At 68.3% G+C, this 19,826-nt stretch carries 16 protein-coding genes; 12 read left to right on the top strand and 4 right to left on the bottom strand.

What is annotated here, in order from left to right; genetic code table 11:
- Positions 1-13: 13 nt before the first annotated feature.
- Positions 14-1,219 (bottom strand): DUF7373 family lipoprotein, encoded by a 1,206-nt coding sequence (locus tag NA11_RS21275; protein ID WP_069163696.1) that lies wholly within the window; start codon positions 1,217-1,219, stop codon positions 14-16.
- Positions 1,220-1,364: 145 nt separating this feature from the next.
- On the opposite strand from NA11_RS21275, the gene NA11_RS21270 reads away from it, so the two are divergent.
- Positions 1,365-2,717 (top strand): FHA domain-containing protein, encoded by a 1,353-nt coding sequence (locus tag NA11_RS21270; protein WP_069163695.1) that lies wholly within the window; start codon positions 1,365-1,367, stop codon positions 2,715-2,717.
- A 31-nt stretch (positions 2,718-2,748) separates the two neighbouring features.
- On the opposite strand, the gene NA11_RS21265 is transcribed toward NA11_RS21270, so the two are convergent.
- Positions 2,749-4,197 (bottom strand): neutral zinc metallopeptidase, encoded by a 1,449-nt coding sequence (locus tag NA11_RS21265; RefSeq protein WP_069163694.1) that lies wholly within the window; start codon positions 4,195-4,197, stop codon positions 2,749-2,751.
- Between the two features lie 107 nt (positions 4,198-4,304).
- Between NA11_RS21265 and NA11_RS21260 the strand changes: the two genes are divergently transcribed.
- The 5 genes from NA11_RS21260 (at position 4,305) to glmM (ending at position 11,437) form a co-directional block, all read left to right on the top strand.
- The gene (locus NA11_RS21260; protein WP_069163693.1) at positions 4,305-6,791 is read left to right on the top strand and encodes an FHA domain-containing protein; all 2,487 of its coding nucleotides are present in this window, start codon (positions 4,305-4,307) and stop codon (positions 6,789-6,791) included.
- 76 nt (positions 6,792-6,867) lie between these two features.
- The gene (locus NA11_RS46685; RefSeq protein ID WP_245746029.1) at positions 6,868-8,643 is read left to right on the top strand and encodes a hypothetical protein; all 1,776 of its coding nucleotides are present in this window, start codon (positions 6,868-6,870) and stop codon (positions 8,641-8,643) included.
- 216 nt (positions 8,644-8,859) lie between these two features.
- Complete coding sequence (rplM, locus tag NA11_RS21250; protein WP_014981802.1) at positions 8,860-9,303, top strand: 50S ribosomal protein L13; 444 nt, start codon at positions 8,860-8,862, stop codon at positions 9,301-9,303.
- On the top strand, positions 9,300-9,818 hold the full coding sequence (gene rpsI / locus NA11_RS21245) for a 30S ribosomal protein S9 (protein ID WP_084654883.1): 519 nt from the start codon (positions 9,300-9,302) through the stop codon (positions 9,816-9,818). Before rplM ends, rpsI begins: the two co-directional genes overlap by 4 nt.
- 242 nt (positions 9,819-10,060) lie before the next feature.
- Positions 10,061-11,437 carry a phosphoglucosamine mutase gene (glmM, locus tag NA11_RS21240; RefSeq protein WP_069163692.1) on the top strand — a complete coding sequence of 459 codons (1,377 nt, stop codon included), beginning with the start codon at positions 10,061-10,063 and terminating at the stop codon, positions 11,435-11,437.
- Here the strand turns inward: glmM and NA11_RS21235 are convergent, their stop codons facing one another.
- The gene (locus tag NA11_RS21235; protein ID WP_069163691.1) at positions 11,438-13,093 is read right to left on the bottom strand and encodes an ABC-F family ATP-binding cassette domain-containing protein; all 1,656 of its coding nucleotides are present in this window, start codon (positions 13,091-13,093) and stop codon (positions 11,438-11,440) included.
- A 275-nt stretch (positions 13,094-13,368) separates the two neighbouring features.
- Here NA11_RS21235 and NA11_RS21230 point away from each other — a divergent pair, with 275 nt between their 5' ends.
- From NA11_RS21230 to NA11_RS21210, 5 genes are all read left to right on the top strand, one after another.
- Positions 13,369-13,560 carry a PspC domain-containing protein gene (locus NA11_RS21230; RefSeq protein WP_069163690.1) on the top strand — a complete coding sequence of 64 codons (192 nt, stop codon included), beginning with the start codon at positions 13,369-13,371 and terminating at the stop codon, positions 13,558-13,560.
- A 93-nt stretch (positions 13,561-13,653) separates the two neighbouring features.
- Complete coding sequence (locus NA11_RS21225; protein ID WP_069163689.1) at positions 13,654-13,962, top strand: DUF6802 family protein; 309 nt, start codon at positions 13,654-13,656, stop codon at positions 13,960-13,962.
- Between the two features lie 99 nt (positions 13,963-14,061).
- Positions 14,062-14,394 carry a hypothetical protein gene (locus tag NA11_RS21220; protein WP_069163688.1) on the top strand — a complete coding sequence of 111 codons (333 nt, stop codon included), beginning with the start codon at positions 14,062-14,064 and terminating at the stop codon, positions 14,392-14,394.
- Between the two features lie 39 nt (positions 14,395-14,433).
- On the top strand, positions 14,434-16,287 hold the full coding sequence (locus NA11_RS21215) for a WXG100 family type VII secretion target (protein WP_069163687.1): 1,854 nt from the start codon (positions 14,434-14,436) through the stop codon (positions 16,285-16,287).
- A 109-nt stretch (positions 16,288-16,396) separates the two neighbouring features.
- Positions 16,397-16,744 carry a hypothetical protein gene (locus NA11_RS21210; RefSeq protein WP_141717743.1) on the top strand — a complete coding sequence of 116 codons (348 nt, stop codon included), beginning with the start codon at positions 16,397-16,399 and terminating at the stop codon, positions 16,742-16,744.
- A 302-nt stretch (positions 16,745-17,046) separates the two neighbouring features.
- Here the strand turns inward: NA11_RS21210 and NA11_RS21205 are convergent, their stop codons facing one another.
- Positions 17,047-17,904: a dienelactone hydrolase family protein gene (locus NA11_RS21205; protein WP_069163685.1), complete on the bottom strand. Its 858-nt coding sequence runs from the start codon at positions 17,902-17,904 to the stop codon at positions 17,047-17,049.
- A gap of 36 nt (positions 17,905-17,940) precedes the next feature.
- Between NA11_RS21205 and glmS the strand changes: the two genes are divergently transcribed.
- Positions 17,941-19,824 (top strand): glutamine--fructose-6-phosphate transaminase (isomerizing), encoded by a 1,884-nt coding sequence (gene glmS, locus NA11_RS21200; protein WP_069163684.1) that lies wholly within the window; start codon positions 17,941-17,943, stop codon positions 19,822-19,824.
- Positions 19,825-19,826 lie beyond the last annotated feature (2 nt).

Raw genomic sequence — 19,826 nt, 5'->3', positions numbered from 1 at the left:
GGGGGGGCCGACCTCACAGGCTGTTGGCGAGCAGTGCGTATTCGGCGGCAACCTTCTGCCGGACGTCGGGCTCCTTGTCGCTGGTCACGACGCCGACATAGCGCTTGTACGGCACATAGCAGCGGTACTTGTATTGGCGCTGCGGGTCGCCTGCGCTGTTGAGCTGCAGGCATTTGGCCCCAGGCACATCCTTCGGCGCACCGAGCGAGTCGTAATGGGCGCCTTCGCTTTCCAGCAGCCCGGTGGCAAGCTTCTGGGCGGCGGCAGCATCCCTGGTGCGCAGGACATAGCTGTCGTCGACGAGGGCGAGACGGTCGGCGCCTGCGTCCTGCAACAGTCGCAGATGGTTCGATTCGTCGTCGGCGCGGTGCACCATGTGGTCGGCGCCGAAGATGCCGAAGGTGGCGGTATCCGGGGTGCGGCTCTTGCGGTCGCCGACGGCGACGCGGGCGAGCAGCCCGTCCGGGTCGACCTTCAGGTTCTTGATCTGGTCATGCGGGGTGGCCTGGAACTTGTCCAGCTGCGCAAGCTCTGCGGTGAGGGTCTTGTCGACCCAGGACACCATGTCGGCGCTGTCGGGCCGCGGGCGCTGGACGAACAAGGAGACGACGAACTCCTTGTAGGCCATGAAGGTGCCGATGTTGGGAACGCCTGGGCGCCAATGGATGTAGGCGTCGGGGTACTTGGTCGACGGGAGCTTGCGGTTGTCGGGGGAGATCGAGATGTCGACGTCCTCCAGCTCCCTGGCGGCGAGCTTCGCGGCGGCCTGGTCCGGGAAACGGAACAGCGCGATGGTGACCGCGGTGGTGTCGGCGGCCGGGTTGGTCTCGCCGACCGGATCCGGCTTGTCCGCGCCGCTCGCCGCGTAGCCGGTGATCAGCTTGCGGTCATCGAAGACGGACTTGGAGACCTTGGCGACGAAATCGAGCGCCTGCTGGGAATCGGCGATCACGGCGCTGCCGCGGCCGACCTTGAGCGACGGGTCGATCAACACGGCGGGAACCACCGCGTCGGACATCCGCATGCCCTCGAGCAGCGCGGCCTTGTCGCCGGGATCCTGGTTGTACCGATGGCGGTCGACCGGGTATGTGCCGACCTCGAGTTTCCGCACATCGGGCTCGCCCGCTAGCGCGATTCCTTGTACGCCGCCGCATCCGGTCAGCAGACCTGCCAGTGCGATACATGTTGCGGTGACTACGATTCGCGATGTCCGAACCATGACCGGGCCCCTCGTTTCTTCACGTGCTGTCACCGAAGTTATCGGACGGACGCCGGGGAGCGCTTCAGTAGTTGTGGGATTGCAATACCCTTGTTTCTGTGGCAACCACCCCGCACCGCACCCTCCGCCCAGGCCGATTCCGTTGATGGATCGGCAGGTCGAGGTCGTTGTCGGTGCGCATGCGCTGGCTCGGGTCGCCGGGGCGGTCGTGGTGGTCGGGCATCGAGGAAATGGCAGGCTGACGCAGGATTCGCCGGCGGCGGTGGCGTTGGAGTCGCTGGCCGAACTGGTGCGTGCGGCGACCGAGCAGGCACCGGGCGGGCCAGGGGCGCTGGTGGCACGGCAGGCCACCCGCTGGTTGATGAAGCACGCCGAGCAGATCAATCCGGGGGAGCCGATCGACTTCGGGATTCTGTCCGCCGCGGAAACCGGCGGGGTGGCGCTGTTCCTGCACGGCGCGGTGACCGCGGTCGTTGCCGAGGACGGCAGGGTCGAGCGGTACCGAGGTAGCGACGCGGCTTTCACCGTCGACCGGGTGGTCGGCGTGCCCGCGCGTGCGGTCGCGCTGTTCGTCGACGACGCGAAGGGCCGCATTCCCGAGTTGCCCGCCGAACGTGGGATCGGTTGGCTGGCCGAGGGCGTCGCGCAAGCGGGCGGCGCGATCGTCTGGACCGAGGGTGGGCGTGCGCCGGTGCGCTCGAGCGGAAGTGCCCGGCCTGCTCGTCGGCGTGCCGAGGAAGCGCCGCTGCCGACCGCGCGGATCGATCACGAGTCGCCGTCGGAGCAGCGAGAAGCCGAGGCGCACACCGACAATCACGCGGCCGTGCCGGTAGCGGGCGGCACCGGGGACGCACCGCGCAGCACCGCGAGCGATCTGCACACCGCAGGCACGGCGCCGCACGGCATCGAAGTGGATCCGCACCAGGCGCACACCCAGTTGGCAGGCACCAATCCCGCCCCGATGCCCGACCCCGATCTGCAGCGCCGGTTGGAAGCGACCGCGAAGGCCACCGCGCTCACCGTCAAGGTGATGGGATTCAAGTGCGCCAGAGCGCATCCCAGCGATCCGCGGGCGGCGTTCTGCACGGTCTGCGGCATGCCGGTCGACCAGACCCAGCTGCTGATCGAGGTGGTGCGCCCGCCGCTCGGCATGCTGATCCTCGACGACGGCATGACCTATGTGCTGTCCGCGGACGCGGTGATCGGCCGGGACCCCGAGCATTCCGATGCCGTGCAGCGCGGCCTGGTCCCGCTGCGGGTCGACGACTCATCGGGCGGCATGTCCCGCGCGCACGCCGAGATCCACCTGCTGAATTGGGATGTGACCGTGATCGATCGGGGATCGACGAACGGCACCCGCACCCGCCTGCCCGGCTACCGGGACTGGATTCGCTTGGCCCCCAACCAATCCATGGTCCTCGTCGCAGGCGCGGAGGTCATGCTCGGCAACCGCGTGCTGCGTTTCGAGCACATCGCCCCGCCGCCCTTCGGCCGCTGACAACGTCTACGAGGCAGCGGGGCAGCGCCGTTCAGGAATAGCGCGACATGCAGATGTTCTCGCCGTACAGCACGCCTGCACGGAACGCGTCCACCCTGGAGAAGCCGCTCGGCACGGTCTGGCCCTTCGCGTCGCTGGCCGCGAGGCCGTCGGTGAGCAGGCCGGACACCGCCTCGTCGAGATCGCCTGCGGAAAGGCTGATATTGCCCTGCGACACCGGGCGGTCCGGCAGCGCGAGCTTGCCGGTGATCACACCGGACAGGCAGGCGGCCCGGAGCCCGGCCTTGGGCCCGAGGAGCTGCTGGCCGTGATTCTGCTGCACCGCAAGGGTGTAGCGGGAAATGAAGACGATGTAGCCGTTGTAGTCGCCGGTGACCTTGACCGGCAGCGGATCGTCGACATCCCAGTTGGAGGCGCCGCGCTGGGCGAGCGCCGGGATATCGGTGCCGATGGTGTTCTTGGTCGGGCAGTAGGAAACCGGCTCGGTGGCAACGCCGTTGCTGCAGCTGAGGTTCGCGCCGGAGTAGTCGTAGGCGGGTGCCGGTGCGGTCGGCAGCAGCGCGGCGAGCGCCTTGGTGAGCTCGACCAGGCTGTCCTTGGTGATCTGGTATTCGCCCCGAGTCGCCTCGCTCCTGAAGTCCTTCGGCAAATTGCCGCGCCGCTGGTTGATCTCGGCCATGTCGATGCGCTTGCAGCCCTTCGGGCCGTCGGTGAAACCGACCTGCACCGCGGTGACGCGCTCGAAAGCCGAGCCGTGCACGCTCTCCGGATCATCGGGATCGGAATCGCGGATGGCCACGGTCGCGGCGAGGACATTGTTGAGGCCGTCGGAGGTGTTGATGGTGAAGTGTTTGGACTTGCCCTCGGCCACCGAGCGGATGAACGCGCCTGCGAAGCAGTCGGCCTGCTGTTCCTTGACGATCACCGGATCCTTGGCGCCGACCAGCTTGGCCATGGTCTGCACAGCGTGCCCGTATTCGTGCGCGAGCACCATGACGACCGCCATCTTGCCGAAGGTGTCCGTCATGGCGGGCAGCAGCACCTTGCGGTCCCAGCCGATCGAGTTGTCCAACCGGCAGTACGCGGCGTTCACCAGCTGATAGGTGGTCTCTTTACAGAATTCGAGCGCCTCGGCGCGCGGCGCGCGTGCGCTCCAGGAGATGAGCTTCTCGACCGGCTTGAAATCGCCGTTCTCGAACTCGCGGCCGAATTCGGCGCGCCAATAGGTCTGGATGTCGTCGATGGCGTTGAGTGCCAACGTGTCCTCGGCGCTACCATCCCCATTGGTGGCAGTAAGCGAGCTGTCCGGGACGCCGGGACGTGGTCCGCTCGGGCCGTCGGTAGTCGGCAGTCCGGCCACCTTGAACGGGTCGTCATAGATGGAGACCGCCCGCCCGTCCACCAGTCGCGTGCAGCCCGTGACCAGCACCGCGACGAGACAAGCAACGGTGATGAACGCCGTCGCACGAACTTTCGGCAAGGCTCCCCCTAGTCGGCCGGTATCACTTTCACATCGGTCGCCGGATCGGGGCAAGAGGCGCGTCGGGGGCACCGCCGATGTCCGGGTGATGGAATAGTATCCGCTGCATGTCTTCACCGGGGGCGCAGACCATCACCGTGCGCCATGATGGAAACGAACGAGTCTTCGATTCCGGCCAGCAGGTCACTATGGGCCGTGCGCCGGAAGTGACGCTGTTCGTCGACAGCCCGCTCGTTTCACGGGTGCATGCGACGCTCGCGTGGCAGGGGACTGCCTGGGTGCTCTCCGACAACGGCAGCACGAACGGCGTTTTCGTCGACGCGCGCCGACTGACCCAGCCGGTGTCCATCGATCGGCCGACGCAGGTGCGGCTCGGCGACGCGATCAGCGGTCCGCTACTCCATCTGTTGCCTGCCAATCCGCAACCGCCGCAGCGTCCTTCGGCGCGGCCGCCGCAATCGGGCCAGCAGCCGGTGCCGCCACCGATGTCGGGCCAACGGCCCGCCGCCCAGCAGTTCCAGCGCCCGGCTTATCAGCCACCGCAGGACGCGTCGCCGCCGGTCAACTTCAACATGACCACCAGGGCCGACACCTCGAACACCCCGCCGGTGCGCGCCAGGGCCTCGACCGCGCCGATCGCCAGGGGCGATCGCCTGCCGCCGGGTGGCCTCGCGATCGGGCGCACCACCGACAACCAGATCGTCGTCAACGATCCGCTGGCCTCCCGTAAGCACGCACGCCTGCTCGCCACCAACGAGGGCCTGACCCTCGAGGACCTCGGCTCGGCGAACGGCACCTTCGTCAATGGGCATCGCCAGCAGCGGGTGGTGCTGCGCGAGCGCGACATCATCACCATCGGCAACATCGACTTCGTCGTCCAGCAGGGCACTTTGGTGCATCGGCAGAAGCCGGTCGCCGAGCAGGGCCTCGCGGTGCACGGGGTCGGGTTCACCGTCGAGGGCAACAAGCAGCTGCTCGTCGACGTGAACATGCAGGCGAACCGAGGCACGCTGACCGCGCTGATCGGTCCGTCCGGTGCTGGCAAGTCGACGCTGTCGCGATTGATCGCGGGCACCACCCGCCCGTCCGGCGGTGTGGTCACCTTCGAGGGCCGCAATCTGCACGCGGAGTACGAGGCGTTGCGCTCCCGGATCGGCATGGTGCCGCAGGACGACGTGCTGCACCGCCAGCTCACCGTGCGTCAGGCCCTCGGCTACGCGGCCGAGCTGCGGCTGCCGCCGGACAACAGCAAGGCCGACCGCCAGCAGGTGATCGACGGTGTGCTGCGAGAACTTTCGCTCACCGAACACGCCGACACCAGGGTGGACCGGCTCTCCGGCGGCCAGCGCAAACGCGCGTCGGTCGCGCTGGAGCTGCTCACCGGTCCTTCGCTGCTGATCCTGGACGAGCCGACCTCTGGCCTCGACCCGGCGCTCGACCGCCAGGTGATGGTGATGCTGCGCGAGCTGGCCGACGCGGGCCGCGTGGTGATCGTGGTGACCCACTCGGTCGCGCATCTGGACATGTGCGATCAGGTGCTGTTGCTCGCGCCCGGCGGCAAGACCGCCTACTGCGGCAATCCGGCAGGCGTCGGCGGCACCCTCGGCACCAGCGACTGGGCCGAGATCTTCGCCGACGTGGCGGCCAATCCGGATCAGGCGTTCGCCGCCTATCGAAGCAGGCAGGCGGCCGCGCCACCGCCGCCGCCGCCACCCCAGCAGTACGGGCCGGCCGGCTCACCGCCGCAATCCAGTGGCGGGAAACAGTTCTCGACGCTGTGCCGCAGGCAGCTGCGGCTGATCCTGGCCGACCGCGGCTATCTGGCGTTCCTTGTGGTGCTTCCGTTCATCCTCGGCGGGCTGTCGCTGGTGGTGCCTGGCAAGGACGGTTTCCAGCGCGGTGCGCTGAAAGCGTTGCCGGACGGCACCTTTGTGCCGGAGGGCGGCGGCGAGACCCAGCAGCTCCTGGTGGTGCTCATTCTCGGCGCCTGCTTCATGGGCTCCACGCTCACCGTGCGTGATCTGGTCGGCGAGCGCACCATCTTCCAGCGCGAGCGCGCCGTCGGGTTGCTGCCGTCGGCGTATCTGATCGCGAAGATCGCGGTGTTCAGCTTCACCGCGCTGCTGCAGTCGGCGGTGCTGGTCGGCATCGTGCTCGTTGGCAAGAAGCGGCCGGGCGAGGGTGCGGTGCTCGCGTCGGGCAGTGCCGAGCTGTACATCGACATCGCGTTGACCGCGGTGTGCTGTGTCGTTGTCGGACTGTTGCTTTCGTCACTGGCCCGGTCGAACGAGCAGGTGATGCCACTGCTTGTGGTCGCGATCATGTGCCAGCTGGTGATGGCAGGCGGTTTGATTCCGGTCACCGGACGGGTCGTGCTCGAGCAGGTGTCCTGGTTGTTCCCCGCGCGCTGGGGTTACGCGTCCGGGGCGTCGACTGTCAACATTCGCGAGGTGTTCCTCAACGCGCAACCCGATGCGCTCTGGGAGCACACGCCTGGCATCTGGGCGTTGGATGTCGGCGTGTTGCTGCTGATCACGCTGGTGCTGGCCGTGATCACCTGGCGCAGGTTGCGACTGAAGAAGTCGGCAGCATGACGGGCGAGCGATTTCCCGGCCACTGCCGCAGACTGCGGACAACGGCGAGCATGTCTTGCGCGCACCAGGCACACTTATGCCTGTGACGGTGCGAGTAGGGGCAGTACATCTCGGCTGGGATGTGGTGTCCGTGGCCGCGGGCGGCGGTGGCACACCGATTCGCCCGGTTCAGGTGGAGGGTATGTGGACACCGCCTGCGTATCTGCTGGCGGACTCGTCGGGTCGGCTGCACACCGCAGGGGTGGATCGGCAGCGTCCTGACCTAGGGATGGCGATCGCCGACGTGCGCGACATCCTCGGCCATCCGCAGATCGTGGTCGCGGGCGCGACGTGGCCTGCGGAGCTGGTGTTCCGTGCGCGCATGTACAACCCGCTCGCCGCGATCGGCAAGCATCTGCGCGGCAAACCGGACCTGGTGGCGTTGCCGTTCCCGGACGGCTGGCCGGACGAGAAGGTCGACGTGTACGCCGCGCTGGTCGAACAGCTCGATGTGACTGTTGAACCGCTGCCGGAGAGCGTCGCGTTGTCGGGCTATGTGCGGGCGCTCGGGCTGGTGCATCCGCCCGACCAGGCCAGGCCGAACGGCATCGGCGCGACCGGTGTGTACTCCGACGGCCGCACTGTGCTCGTGGTCGCGGTGCACGGCGACGACGAACAGCCGACCGAATCGGTCGACGTGCCGGTGAACCCGGAATCCATGCGCGATGCCCGCTCCGCCGACAACGTGGTGATCGAGGTGATGGCCGCGGCGCGCTCGATCGGCGCGGACACCTCGACGGTGCTGCTTTCGGGCAACGTGTGCTTCAACGACCCGCTGCGCCTTGCCTTCCAGAACCATCTCGGCCACCGGCTGCAGGTCGCCGATCATCCGATGCACGCGCTCGTGCTCGGCGCGGCCCACCTGCTGGTGACCGACACCGAAGGCGTCGAGCCCGAGCCGCCAGGCAGGCACGCCGGGCCGCCGCAGCCGGTCGACCCGACCCAGTATCAGGATCACGGCGCGCAGCAGCGCGACCAGGCCGGGCACTACCGCGCCGAATCCGCGCCACAGCAGGCGGCGCCAGGGCAGCGTCAGGCAGGCGCGGCGCATCGGCAGGCCGAGTCCGCGCAGCGCCAAGCCGAGTCCGCGCAGCGCCGTACGGATCCGCCGCCTGCCAGGCAGGAGGCGTCGCCGCCGCGCTCGGTGCCGCCGGTGCAGTACGGCCCCGGTTATCCGACGCAGGGCGAGGATTCGACGACCCGGATGTCGCGGGAGGAGCCGCGCGGCAGTCTGCCGCCGAATCTCGCTGAGCTCGGCAGCCGTTTCACCCGCCCGCCCAGCGAGCCAGGCGCGCAGCCGCCCGGTGGCGCCCCTGCGGCGCCGCCGTCCGGACAGGCGCCGCCAGGTGCCGGGTCGCATCAGGCCCCGCAGTCCGAGGCCGGACAGGGTCGACACCAGTGGCGCGAACCCGGTGCCGAGCCGGACGACGACGAGGGCCAGCCCCGCAAGGGCAAGCTCTGGAACAAGATGAAGGACAACCTGTTCGGGGCGCACACGGTGGTCGGCGCAGTGGCGCTCGCGGTGGTCGCGCTGCCAGGCGGCGGCGATCGCGTCGAGCTCGCCTCGACCGAGGTGCAGCTGACCGCGGTGTCGGGACAGCTGGCGCTGCCGAGTGTGTGTCCGCTCATGCCGTACGCCACCACCGAGGTCAGGCCAGGCATTTCGGCCGCGCGCGGCCACCTGTCCCTCGCCAAAGGCCGTGATCGCGGGACCGACGAGCGCAAGTGCGAGCAGCCGAGCGTCGACACCCTGCGCTACCTGCTACCCGGGCCGCGCGGCGGCATCGACCAGGGCCCCCCGATGCAGATCTGAGGTTTGTCGCACAGTCCATCCGACGGCTCCTCGGCTGGATGCATCCGGCCGACCCCGGCGATTTCAGTCAGCCCGATCCGGGCTGGTATCGTGGCTCGTTGGCGTATGGACGGCCGGGTAACCGGCTGTGCAATCGAGCTCCGGGTCTCCACCGGCCGCCGGGGCATTTCGACCACACGCTTGGCCGGCAACACCGACGACAGACAGGGAAGCACTGTGCCTACGTACAGCCCCAAGGCGGGTGACGTGACCCGCAAGTGGTACGTCATCGACGCCACTGACGTAGTGCTCGGCCGTCTCGCCGTTCAAGCAGCGAATCTGCTGCGTGGCAAGACGAAGCCGACCTACGCACCGAACTTCGATGGTGGCGATTTCGTCATCATCATCAACGCCGACAAGGTTGCCATCAGCGGCAACAAGAAGGCGGACAAGCTGATCCACCACCACAGCGGGCACCCGGGCGGCCTCAAGTCGCGCACTGTCGGTCAGGTGTTGGAGAGCCGTCCGGATCGGCTCGTGGAGAAGGCCGTCAAGGGCATGATCCCGAAGAACAAGCTCGGCAACGCGATCGCGGGCAAGCTGAAGGTCTACGCGGGCCCCAGCCACCCCCACGCCGCTCAGCAGCCCATTCCGTTCGAGATCAAGCAGGTGGCCCAGTGACCGCTCCTGAAGAATTCAACGAGGAAGCCGTCGTCGAGGAATTCGACGCCGCCGAGGTTGTCGAAGACGGCGAAGGCTACGAAGAGGCCGAGGTTGTCGCGGAGACCTCCTTCGCGCCGATCGTGATCGACCGCCCGGTGCAGACCGTCGGCCGTCGTAAGGAAGCCGTCGTTCGCGTGCGCATGCTGCCCGGCTCGGGCAACTTCGTGCTCAACGGCCGCACCATCGAGGACTACTTCCCGAACAAGGTGCACCAGCAGCTCGTCAAGTCGCCGCTGGTGACCGTCGAGCGCACCGAGGCCTTCGACATCCACGCTCGCCTGGTCGGCGGCGGCCCGTCGGGACAGGCAGGCGCTCTGCGTCTGGCCATCGCCCGCGCGCTGATCGAGGTCACCCCGGACGACCGCCCCGCGCTGAAGCGGGCAGGCTTCCTGACTCGTGACCCCCGTGCCACCGAGCGTAAGAAGTACGGCCTCAAGAAGGCCCGCAAGGCGCCCCAGTACTCGAAGCGCTGATTTTGGCATCGCCGACCGCCGTCTTCCGTCACCCTGGAGGTGCCGGGGACGGTATGGTCGGCGCGGCAGCTGTACGAGAGCAGGCTTCCAGCAACGGCTGGTTGCCTGCTCTCGTGCTGTATCAGAACTGCGGCGTTCGCGGGCGTACGTCGCCGGGATCGGTCTCGCCGACCCCGGTGTACCTACCTCGCGCCTTCGGGCCGGACGTGCACGCCGCGGCACCACCGATGAGGGGCTGAGGTATGGGACGTTTGTTCGGCACCGACGGAATCCGTGGGCTTGCCAACGAGTCGTTGAGTCCGGAACTCGCACTGCGGGTCTCGGGTGCGGCCGCACAGATTCTGAGTCGGGGCAAGAAACGTCCCCTCGCGGTCGTCGGTCGTGACCCGAGGGCGAGCGGTGAAATGCTCGAGGCCGCGGTGACCGCGGGGTTGACCGCCACCGGGGTGAACGTGCTCCAGGTCGGCGTGCTGCCGACCCCGGCCGTCGCCTACCTCACCGGGCTCTACGACGCGTGCTTCGGCGTGATGATCTCCGCCTCGCACAATCCGATGCAGGACAACGGCATCAAGATCTTCGCCGCGGGCGGGCACAAGCTCGACGACGCCATCGAAGACCGCATCGAGGCGCTGATCGCCGAGGACGTCATGCAGCGACCGACCGGCGCGGGCATCGGGCGGGTCGTCAACGCCGCCGGTGCGCGCGACCACGGGCAGGTCGTCCCCGATCAGTACAGCCTGGCCGGCACCCATGAACGCTATGTCGAGCATCTCGTCGAGGCGACCGCGCAGGATCTGTCCGGGCTGACGGTGGTGCTCGACTGTGCGCACGGTGCCGCCGCCGAGGTCGGTCCCGCCGCGTTCCGCGAGGCAGGCGCGACCGTGATCGCCATCAACGCCGAGCCGGACGGCCTCAACATCAATCACGGCTGCGGCTCCACCCATATCGAGCAGGTGCAGCGGGCGGTGCGTGAGCACGGCGCCGACCTCGGCCTCGCCCTCGACGGCGACGCCGACCGGTGCCTGGCCGCCGACGCCGACGGCAACGTCGTCGACGGCGACGTCATCCTGGCGATCCTCGCCCTCGGCATGCACGAGGCCGGTGCGTTGGCCGACAACACCTTGGTCGGCACCGTGATGAGCAATCTCGGCCTGCACATCGCCATGCGCGCGGCCGGAATCACGTTGCTCACCACCGCGGTCGGCGACCGTTATGTGCTGGAGGAGCTGCGCCGCGGCGGATTCTCGCTCGGCGGGGAACAGTCGGGGCACGTCATCTTCCCGCAGTTCGGCACCACCGGCGACGGCATCCTCACCGGCTTGCAGCTGATGGCGAGGATGGCGCGGACCGGGCGCACCCTCGCCGACCTTGCCTCCGTATTGCAGACGGTGCCACAGGTTTTGGTGAACGTGCCGGTGACCGACAAGACCGTGGTCGCGGCGGCGCCCGAAATCCGCGAGGCCGTCCAGGAAGCCGAACGCATCCTCGGCGACTCCGGTCGAGTTCTGTTGCGCCCCAGCGGAACCGAACAGCTGGTCCGGGTGATGGTGGAAGCCACCGACCCGGCCCTTGCTCGTCAACTCGCCGACGACCTCGCCAAGCGGGTCGGCTCGGTCTGATCAGCTCGATTCGGTGAGCCTGCCCGCCGCCATGTGCCAGCGGCGGGTGGCCTCGATGGTGTCGAGCATGCGGCGGTCGTGGGTGACCAGGAGCAGTGTGCCGGTGAAGGATTCGACGGCCTGCTCCAGCTGCTCGATGGCGGGCAGATCGAGATGGTTGGTCGGCTCGTCTAGCACGAGCAGGTTCACCCCGCGGGCCTGCAGCAGGGCGAGCGCGGCGCGGGTGCGTTCGCCGGGGGACAGGGTTTCGCAGGCGCGCAACGCATGTGGGCCGCGCAGGCCGAACTTGGCGAGCAGGGTCCTGACCTCCGCGTCCGGCCAGTCCGGCAGCAGCGCGCCGAACGTGTCGACCAGCGAGGTGCTGCCGCGGAACAAGCCGCGGGCCTGATCGACCTCGCCGATCTCGACGCCGGAGCCGAGGGCGGCGGTTCCGCTGTCCGGCGTGAGCTTGCCGAGCAGCAGCGCGAGCAGCGTCGACTTGCCCGAGCCGTTCGCGCCGGTGAGCACGATCCGGTCGGCCCAATCGACCTGGGTGGTGATCGGGCCGAGGGTGAACTCGCCCCTGGTCACGCTCGCGTTCGACAGCGTCGCCACCACCGACCCGCTGCGCGGCGCCGCGGCGATCGTCATCCGCAGCTCCCACTCCTTGCGCGGTTCCTCGACGACGTCGAGGCGTTCGATGCGGCGTTGGGTCTGGCGGGCCTTGGCGGCCTGCTTCTCGGTGGACTCGGCGCGCATCTTGCGGCCCGCCTTGTCCGAGTCGACCTTCTTCGGGTCGCGGGTTTTGCGGCGAGCATTGCGGACCCCGTGCTCGAGCCAGTTGCGCTGCATCTGTGCGCGGGCCTCCAGGCCTGCCTTGGTGTCGGCGAAATCCTCGTAGGCCTCGCGCGCGTGCTGCCTGGCGATCTCGCGTTCGTTCAGATACGCCTCGTAGCCGCCGTCGTAGAGGCCGACCTGCTGCTGCGCCAGATCTAGCTCGACGATGCGATTGACGGTGCGCGCCAAGAACTCCCGGTCGTGGCTGATCACCACGAGCGGCACCCGGACGCCTGCGACGAACTGTTCGAGCCTGGCGAGGCCGTCCAGGTCGAGATCGTTGGTCGGCTCGTCGAGCAGCAGAATGTCGAAGCGGGACAACAACACCGAGGCGAGCCCAGCGCGCGCCGCCTGGCCGCCGGACAAGCCCGTCATCGGGGTGTCGAGGCGGTTCGGGAGGCTGTCGATCAGGCCGAGATCGGCCGCTACTTCCGCGGCGCGCTGGTCGAGATCCGCGCCGCCGAGTGCCAGCCAGCGCTCCAGGGCAGGTGAATAGTCGTCGTCGCCGCCGTCGGCGAGACGGGTGGCGGCGTCGTCCATGTCGTGCTGCGCGGCGGTGACACCTGTTCTGCGACCGAGGAATTCGAGGACCGTCTCGCCTGCCACCCGCTCGGGTTCCTGGGCGAGGTAGCCGACGGTGGCATCCGGCGGGCTCAGCGTGATGCTTCCGGTCGGTGTGCGGCGGTCAGCCAGCATGCGCAGCAGCGTCGACTTGCCTGCGCCGTTCACGCCGACCAGGCCGATCACGTCGCCGGGCGCCAGGGTGAGGTCGAGGTCGGCGAACAGGGTGCGCTCGCCGTGCCCCGCCGACAGGCCGCGCGCATGCAAGGTGGTCGTCACGACGCCGCCTCGTTGGCGCTCGGCGACGCCGCCTCGCTGGTGCTCGGCTCCGTCGCGCGCACCGGCACGCTGTCTTTGCGGTTCCCTCGCTGTCGCTCGCTCACTGGCCTAAGTCTGCCGTGTTCGGCGCCACGGCATGCACCCGGTCTCGGGGTCGCACCCTGAGCCGGGTCCTGGGGAAATCAGGGTTGGGATCGGTCGCCGGAGCGATGCGCCGCCGGGCGCCGCTCGGCAGAGTGGAGTCAGCTAGAGATCATCGCCAGAGAGGGAAGACCATGACCGTACCCGCCCGCCGCTTCGCCCGCTCCACCTCCGACAAGTGGATCGCCGGAGTCTGTGGTGGCATCGCCGAATACCTCGGATGGAATGCCAATGTCGTTCGCCTGCTTTTCGTTGTTTCGTGCCTGCTGCCCGGTCCGCAGTTCATCATCTACCTGGTGCTGTGGCTGCTGATGCCCAAGAAGTGACGTCCAGGGGGCTGCGTCGGGCACGGATGAATGTCAGGATGGAGCGATAGTGCTGCGCTCGGGCAGCACCGCTAGTCCTGCTGAGGAGGAGTAATGATCACCTCGGGCGAATTGCCGGGTCTGGATCTACCCGGCATCGATGCGTCCTCGTCACTGGACGGCCTGGGTGCGGTCGAGCTGCACCACCCCACCCAGGACATCGACGGCGACGGCACCCTCGACACCATCACCACCACCGGTGAGGAGGCCATGCAGGTCTGGACCGACTACGACCACGACGGCTTCGCCGACCACGTCACGGTCGTCGAGAAGGACGGCGACTACGCCGCCTGGGAATTCCACCGGCACCCGGACGGGTCATCGGAGTGGGTTCGGACGGATCACGGCAAAATCGGTTCCTGAGCCTGCCGGATCATCCCACCGGATTCGAGGGAACCGAACGCGGGTGCTGCGCGTCGAAGAAAGTATGGCGGCACTCGGCGAAGGGAACGGTGGGACCAGATGACCGGCGATCCGAGCAGCGTGGTCGGCGTCCAGACGGGGGAGTTGGGACGCCTCGCCGGAGACCTGCGGATATCCGGTCAGGTCGTGGCTGAACGGTCGAAAGACGTGACCGGCAACGAGTTCGGCCCCGGTGACGCCGGGGCGAACTACGCCGACCAGGGGACGCAGATCCAGGCCGGATTCGAGCGGATCGCGCACTGGATGGCGAGCTGGGCCGAAGCCACCATCACGACGGCGGACGCGCTCGGCGCCTCGATCGTCAAATACTCCGATACCGTCGCGGAGACCGCGGGAGACATCACGAAGGCCGGCCGTGAGCTCCCGATGTAGCGCCCGGGGTTTGCGCCGCGCGACGGTAGGGGGCTAACCGTGGTTTTCACCGTTCCGGCGCACGCGCCGATCGCCGAGTACCTCGACATCGGTTCTCGAAGTCTTTTGTACTTCGAGCATTTCGAGGCGAGGTATCGCCGTGCGTTCGGTGATCTGCCCGCGGGTTTCGCGAGCTACGAGCAGCTGCACCGGCGGTTCTACGAGCAGAACGGGCTCAACGAGGACAAGCTCGCCAGCGCGTCGGCTCGGCTCCGGGAGGTGTTGCAGGAGGCGGGAACTCAGCTGGACAGCCAGCGTGGGTCCGCGCAGGCGTTGCCTGCGCTGTGGCAGGGGCAGGCGGCTGACGCGGCGATCGACATGCTGAATCAGCAAGTGGGCCGGGCCGATACGGACTGGCAGGCCGCCGGGACCGCGTCGCAGGCACTGGCCGGTGCGGTCCCTGCCCTGCGCAGCGCGGTGAAGATCAAAGCCGATGTTGTTCGCTACATCTTGGAGAACGGCGAGACGGTGCGGATCGACGGGAAGGCGCCGGAGGACATCGACGACATCATCTCCGGCAAGACCATCGGTTTCACCAGCACCATGGGCAATACGCTGCTGAAGAAGCTGTGGCGGATCTTTCCGGAGTTGGCCGAAGACGACGGCGCGGTGACGCGCGGGTATCTGATTCCTGGCACCGACTACACGCACCGGATCCAGCAGCGGTGTCGAGACTGGCTCGACCAGGTGTTCAAGCCGGACTACGCGGCGAAGGTGCAGAAGTTCATCGAGGCCTGCGATGTGACCGACCAAGGGGTCAAGAATGTCTACACCCCGTTGATCGGTGCGCTGAACCAGGTTTCGGATGCGGCGTACCCGCGTCCGGCGGGGGCGCCGGTGCCGGGCAAGTCGACCGAGGGCACGCAGCCGACGGAGACGAATGCGCCAGGGCCGTCTGGTAATCCGACGGCGCCGACTGTGCCAGTGAGTCCGACACCGGCTGTGCCGGCGAGTACTACGCCGACTGTGCCGGCGAGCACTACACCGACTATTCCGGCGAGTACAACGCCGACTGCTCCGGCGACTACCACCCCCACCGTTCCGACAAGCCCTGCGCCGACCACCGAGCAGACGCCGGACACGACCTCCGCGACACCATCGAAGACGCCGTCGCTGAATGAGCTCGCTTCGCTGAGCCAGGTGGCTGGTCAGTTGTCGCCGTTGGCCTCTGGGCTCAGCCAGGCCGTCACCCAGGGGATCAGTTCGCTGTCCGGCGCGATCAGTGCCGGTGTCGAGGATGCGGTGGCGAGGCTCGAGGATGCCATCGATCCGACGAAGGCAGACGAACGAAACCCAGCAGGCCCGCCCGCGGCCGAATTCGATATCGCTGGAAAGCATCTGAAGTTCGAGATGGCGGACGGCGAGCTGAAGCTGATGCTGTCCGACGCTGACGGACAGCCGCAGGAGTTCAGCGTGCGGCTGGATGAGCATGGGATGCCGGTCTTTTCGATGAACGAACCGACCGAGGAGCCAGCACCCGGAGGCGACCCGGCGCAACCGGGGGATCAGCCGCAGCCCGACAAGTCCGCGCCGAGCGGCGACAAGGCACAGTCCGAGGCGCCGAGCACGGGCCAGCCGAGTACGGGGGAGCCGAGTACGGGTGCACCCCGGTCTGACCAGCCTGGGCCGAGCGGTCCGGAGCAGGAGAAGTCGACCGAGAAGGCACCCGCCGCCGAAGAGACCGTCGACCGACCTGGCATGCCGACCGGGACCCCACCGAACATCCGGCGCGGCGAGGACGGCGAACACCGGCCCAAACCCATGCCGGGCACGCAACAGCCGGACACCTCGCATGGTCCGGAACTGGCCGAGGCCGGCCCACTCTCGGATCTGACCGAGGCCGGTCCGTTGTGAGCGCGCGCAGCGCGGAGTCGTGGGCCTAGTGCATGCGGCCGACGGCGTCGACAGGACGGATGCGGCGCTGTCGCGGCGCGGTCCTGGCGAATCAGGAAGAATCGGCAGGGTGAGTTACGCCGAGGAGATCGAGCGTGCGGCTGAGGAATGCCGTCGCCGTTCGGCGCTGCTGCTGGACGAGCTCGACGACATCAACCGTCGCACCGCGGACACCAGCCGCGACCTGACCGAGAAATCCGCCGCCCAGCTGCGGGAGTACACCGCCGCGCACGCCGGCGAATTGGCGAAGGCCCGCGCCGCAGCCGAGGAGCAGGAGCGGCTCGAGGCCGAGGCCCGCGCACAACGCGAAGCCATCGCCCGCTCGATCGCCACCCGCCGCGCCAACCGAGACGTCGCCCCCGTCGACCAAGAAGACGAGGAAGCCGCCTTCTACCAGCGCGAAACCTGGTTGATCTGAGGCGAAGTCGCTGCGCCGACGCACGAGGTCGATCGGTCGAGGCAGGGTTGTCGAGGCGTTAGGGGCGCCGTGCGGGCAGCTGCCTCCGCGTTTGCCCGGATGGTTGTGGTGGCGTCGCGTGCCGGATCAAGCACACCGAGATCCGCACCCGTTCCGTGCGTCCGCACCGGTTCCGTGCGTTCCAGAACGGGTGCTGATGCGGACAAAGGGTGCGGATCTCGAGGGTTCAAGAACGTCCGCACTCCGGGCGTGTCGGCGCGCGGAGTGTTGGTGTGCGAGGGCGATTCTGGTGCGGCGCCGGGTTACTTGCGCAGGAGTGCGGCGAGCTGGCCGATCTTGAGCTTCGGGGCTTCCTTCTCTTCCTTGGCTTCCGGGTCGACCACCGCGGTGTGCGGGATCTCGGCGTCCGGATCGGCGAAGGCGCGGTAGGTCTTGTCGCCGAGCACGGTGGCGAGCAGGTATCCGACGAGCAGGGCGCGGGTGGTGCGGGCGGTCTTGGATTCGTGCTTGCCCGCGCCGACCGCGGCGAGGATGCGACGACCCTCGATGATGCCGTTGTGCGATGCGCCGTCGATCGCGCGCAGCACCATCGGCCCGGCCCAGCTGGTCGAGAGCGGGATGGCGTTGGAGCTGACCGAGGCGATATCGGTGGCGCCGGCCAGGATCAGCGCGGGCGTGTCGATGTCGGCGGCCAGGGTTTCGGCCGACGGTGCCGTCGGCGCAGGGAACAACGCGGCCACCGCGGCGACCTGCCGCTGGTTCGCGGCGATGACGGCGGCCCCCGCACCCATGCCGTGGCCGACCAGCGCGAGCTTGTCGGGGTGGACGCTGATCGTGCCGTCGCCGAGGCGCACACCCGTGCAGATATCCAGCGTGGTGAGCAAATCGGTCGCGAGGCCGAGATGTGACGGAATCGGCCCGCGCTCGGTGTCCGGCGCCGCGGCGACGAAACCCCAGGACGCGAGGTGTTCGAGCAGGTCACGATAGTTGGCGGCGCCGGTCAGCCAGCCATGTCCGAAGGCGACGGCCGGTAGGTTGAGTCCTGATTCGGGCGTGAACACCACCCCGGGCTGGCCTGCGATGGCCAAATTGCCGCGCAGCACCCGGTGGGGGCCGCGGCTGGTCAGGGTGCTCAGGAGCGATTTCACAGACGCCGACACGACGAGAACGTTATCCGATAAGTACTCTGGTGAGCCATGTGCGGAATCGTGGGGTACGTCGGATACCGGGACGCGCTCGGCGTAGTCGTTGACGCGTTGCGCCGCATGGAATATCGCGGCTACGACTCCGCCGGTGTGGCGATCGTCGACGGTGCCGGGGCGCTTGCTGTGGAGCGCAAAGCGGGCAAGCTGGCCAATTTGGAGGCCGAGCTCGCCGAAATCGGGATCGCGCGGTTCGCGGGGACCACGGGCATGGGCCACACCCGCTGGGCGACGCACGGTGCGCCGACCGATCGCAACGCGCACCCGCATCGCGATCTGAGCGGCAAGGTCGCGGTCGTGCACAACGGGATCATCGAGAACTTCGCCCCGCTGCGCCGGGAGCTGGAGGACGCGGGCGTCGAGCTGCGCAGCGACACCGACACCGAGGTGGCGGTGCATCTGGTGGCGCGCGCCTATGCGGAAGGCCCGACCGCGGGCGATTTCGCGGCGAGCGCACTGTCGGTGGTTCGTCGGCTCGAGGGCGCGTTCACGCTGGTCTTGACCCATGCCGATCATCCAGACCTGATTTTTGCGGCGCGCCGCTCGACTCCGCTGGTGGTCGGCGTCGGCAAGGGCGAGATGTTCATCGCCTCGGATGTCACCGCGTTCATCGAGCACACCCGCGAGGCGGTCGAGCTCGGCCAGGACCAGGCCGTGGTGATCACCGCGGACAGCTACACGGTCACCGACTTCAGTGGCGCGAACGCGAAGGATCGCACCCGCCCGTTCACCATCGACTGGGATCTGGCCGCCGCCGAGAAGGGTGGCCACGACTACTTCATGCTCAAGGAGATCGAAGAGCAGCCTGCCGCGGTCGCGGACACGCTGATCGGGCATTTCAGCCTCGAGCAGGACGGCGCGGGCCGGATCGTGCTCGACGAGCAGCGCCTCGCCGACCAGGAGCTGCGCGACTTCGACAAGGTGTTCGTTGTTGCCTGCGGCAGCGCCTACCACTCCGGCCTGCTCGCCAAGTACGCGATCGAGCATTGGACCAGGCTGCCCGTCGAGGTGGAGCTGGCCAGCGAATTCCGTTACCGCGACCCGGTTTTGGATCGGTCGACGCTGGTGGTGGCGATCTCGCAGTCCGGTGAGACCGCGGACACGCTCGAAGCCGTGCGCCACGCCAAGGAGCAGAAGGCGCGGGTGCTCGCGATCTGCAACACCAACGGCGCGCAGATTCCGCGCGAGTCCGACGCGGTGCTCTACACCAGGGCTGGACCGGAGATCGGCGTCGCCTCGACCAAGGCGTTCCTGGCCCAGGTGACCGCGAATTACCTGGTCGGGTTGGCCTTGGCGCAGGCGCGCGGCACCAAGTATCCGGACGAGGTGGCCCGCGAGTTCGCCGAGCTGGAGGCGATGCCGCAGCTGGTGCAGCGGGTGCTGGAGACCGCGCCGCAGGTGCGCGCGATCGCGCGTGAGCTGGCGCACGTGTCGACGGTGCTGTTCCTCGGCCGCCACGTCGGATATCCGGTGGCGCTGGAGGGTGCGCTCAAGCTCAAGGAGCTGGCGTACATGCACGCCGAGGGCTTCGCGGCAGGTGAACTGAAGCACGGGCCGATCGCGCTGATCGAGGACGGGCTGCCGGTGATCGTGGTGATGCCGTCGCCCAAGGGGCGCGCGGTGCTGCATTCCAAGCTGCTCAGCAACATTCGGGAGATCCAGGCACGCGGCGCGCGCACCATCGTGATCGCCGAGGAAGGCGACGACACGGTGCGTCCGTTCGCCGACGACCTCATCGAGATTCCCACGGCGCCAACGCTGTTCCAGCCGCTGCTGTCCACGGTCCCGCTGCAGATCTTCGCCGCCGAGGTGGCGCAGGTCCGCGGCTACGACGTAGACAAGCCACGAAACCTCGCGAAGTCTGTCACCGTCGAATAGAC

Source organism: Nocardia altamirensis NBRC 108246 (assembly GCF_001612685.1).
Taxonomy (GTDB): domain Bacteria; phylum Actinomycetota; class Actinomycetes; order Mycobacteriales; family Mycobacteriaceae; genus Nocardia; species Nocardia altamirensis.
This window is presented reverse-complemented; position numbering and strand designations above follow the sequence as displayed.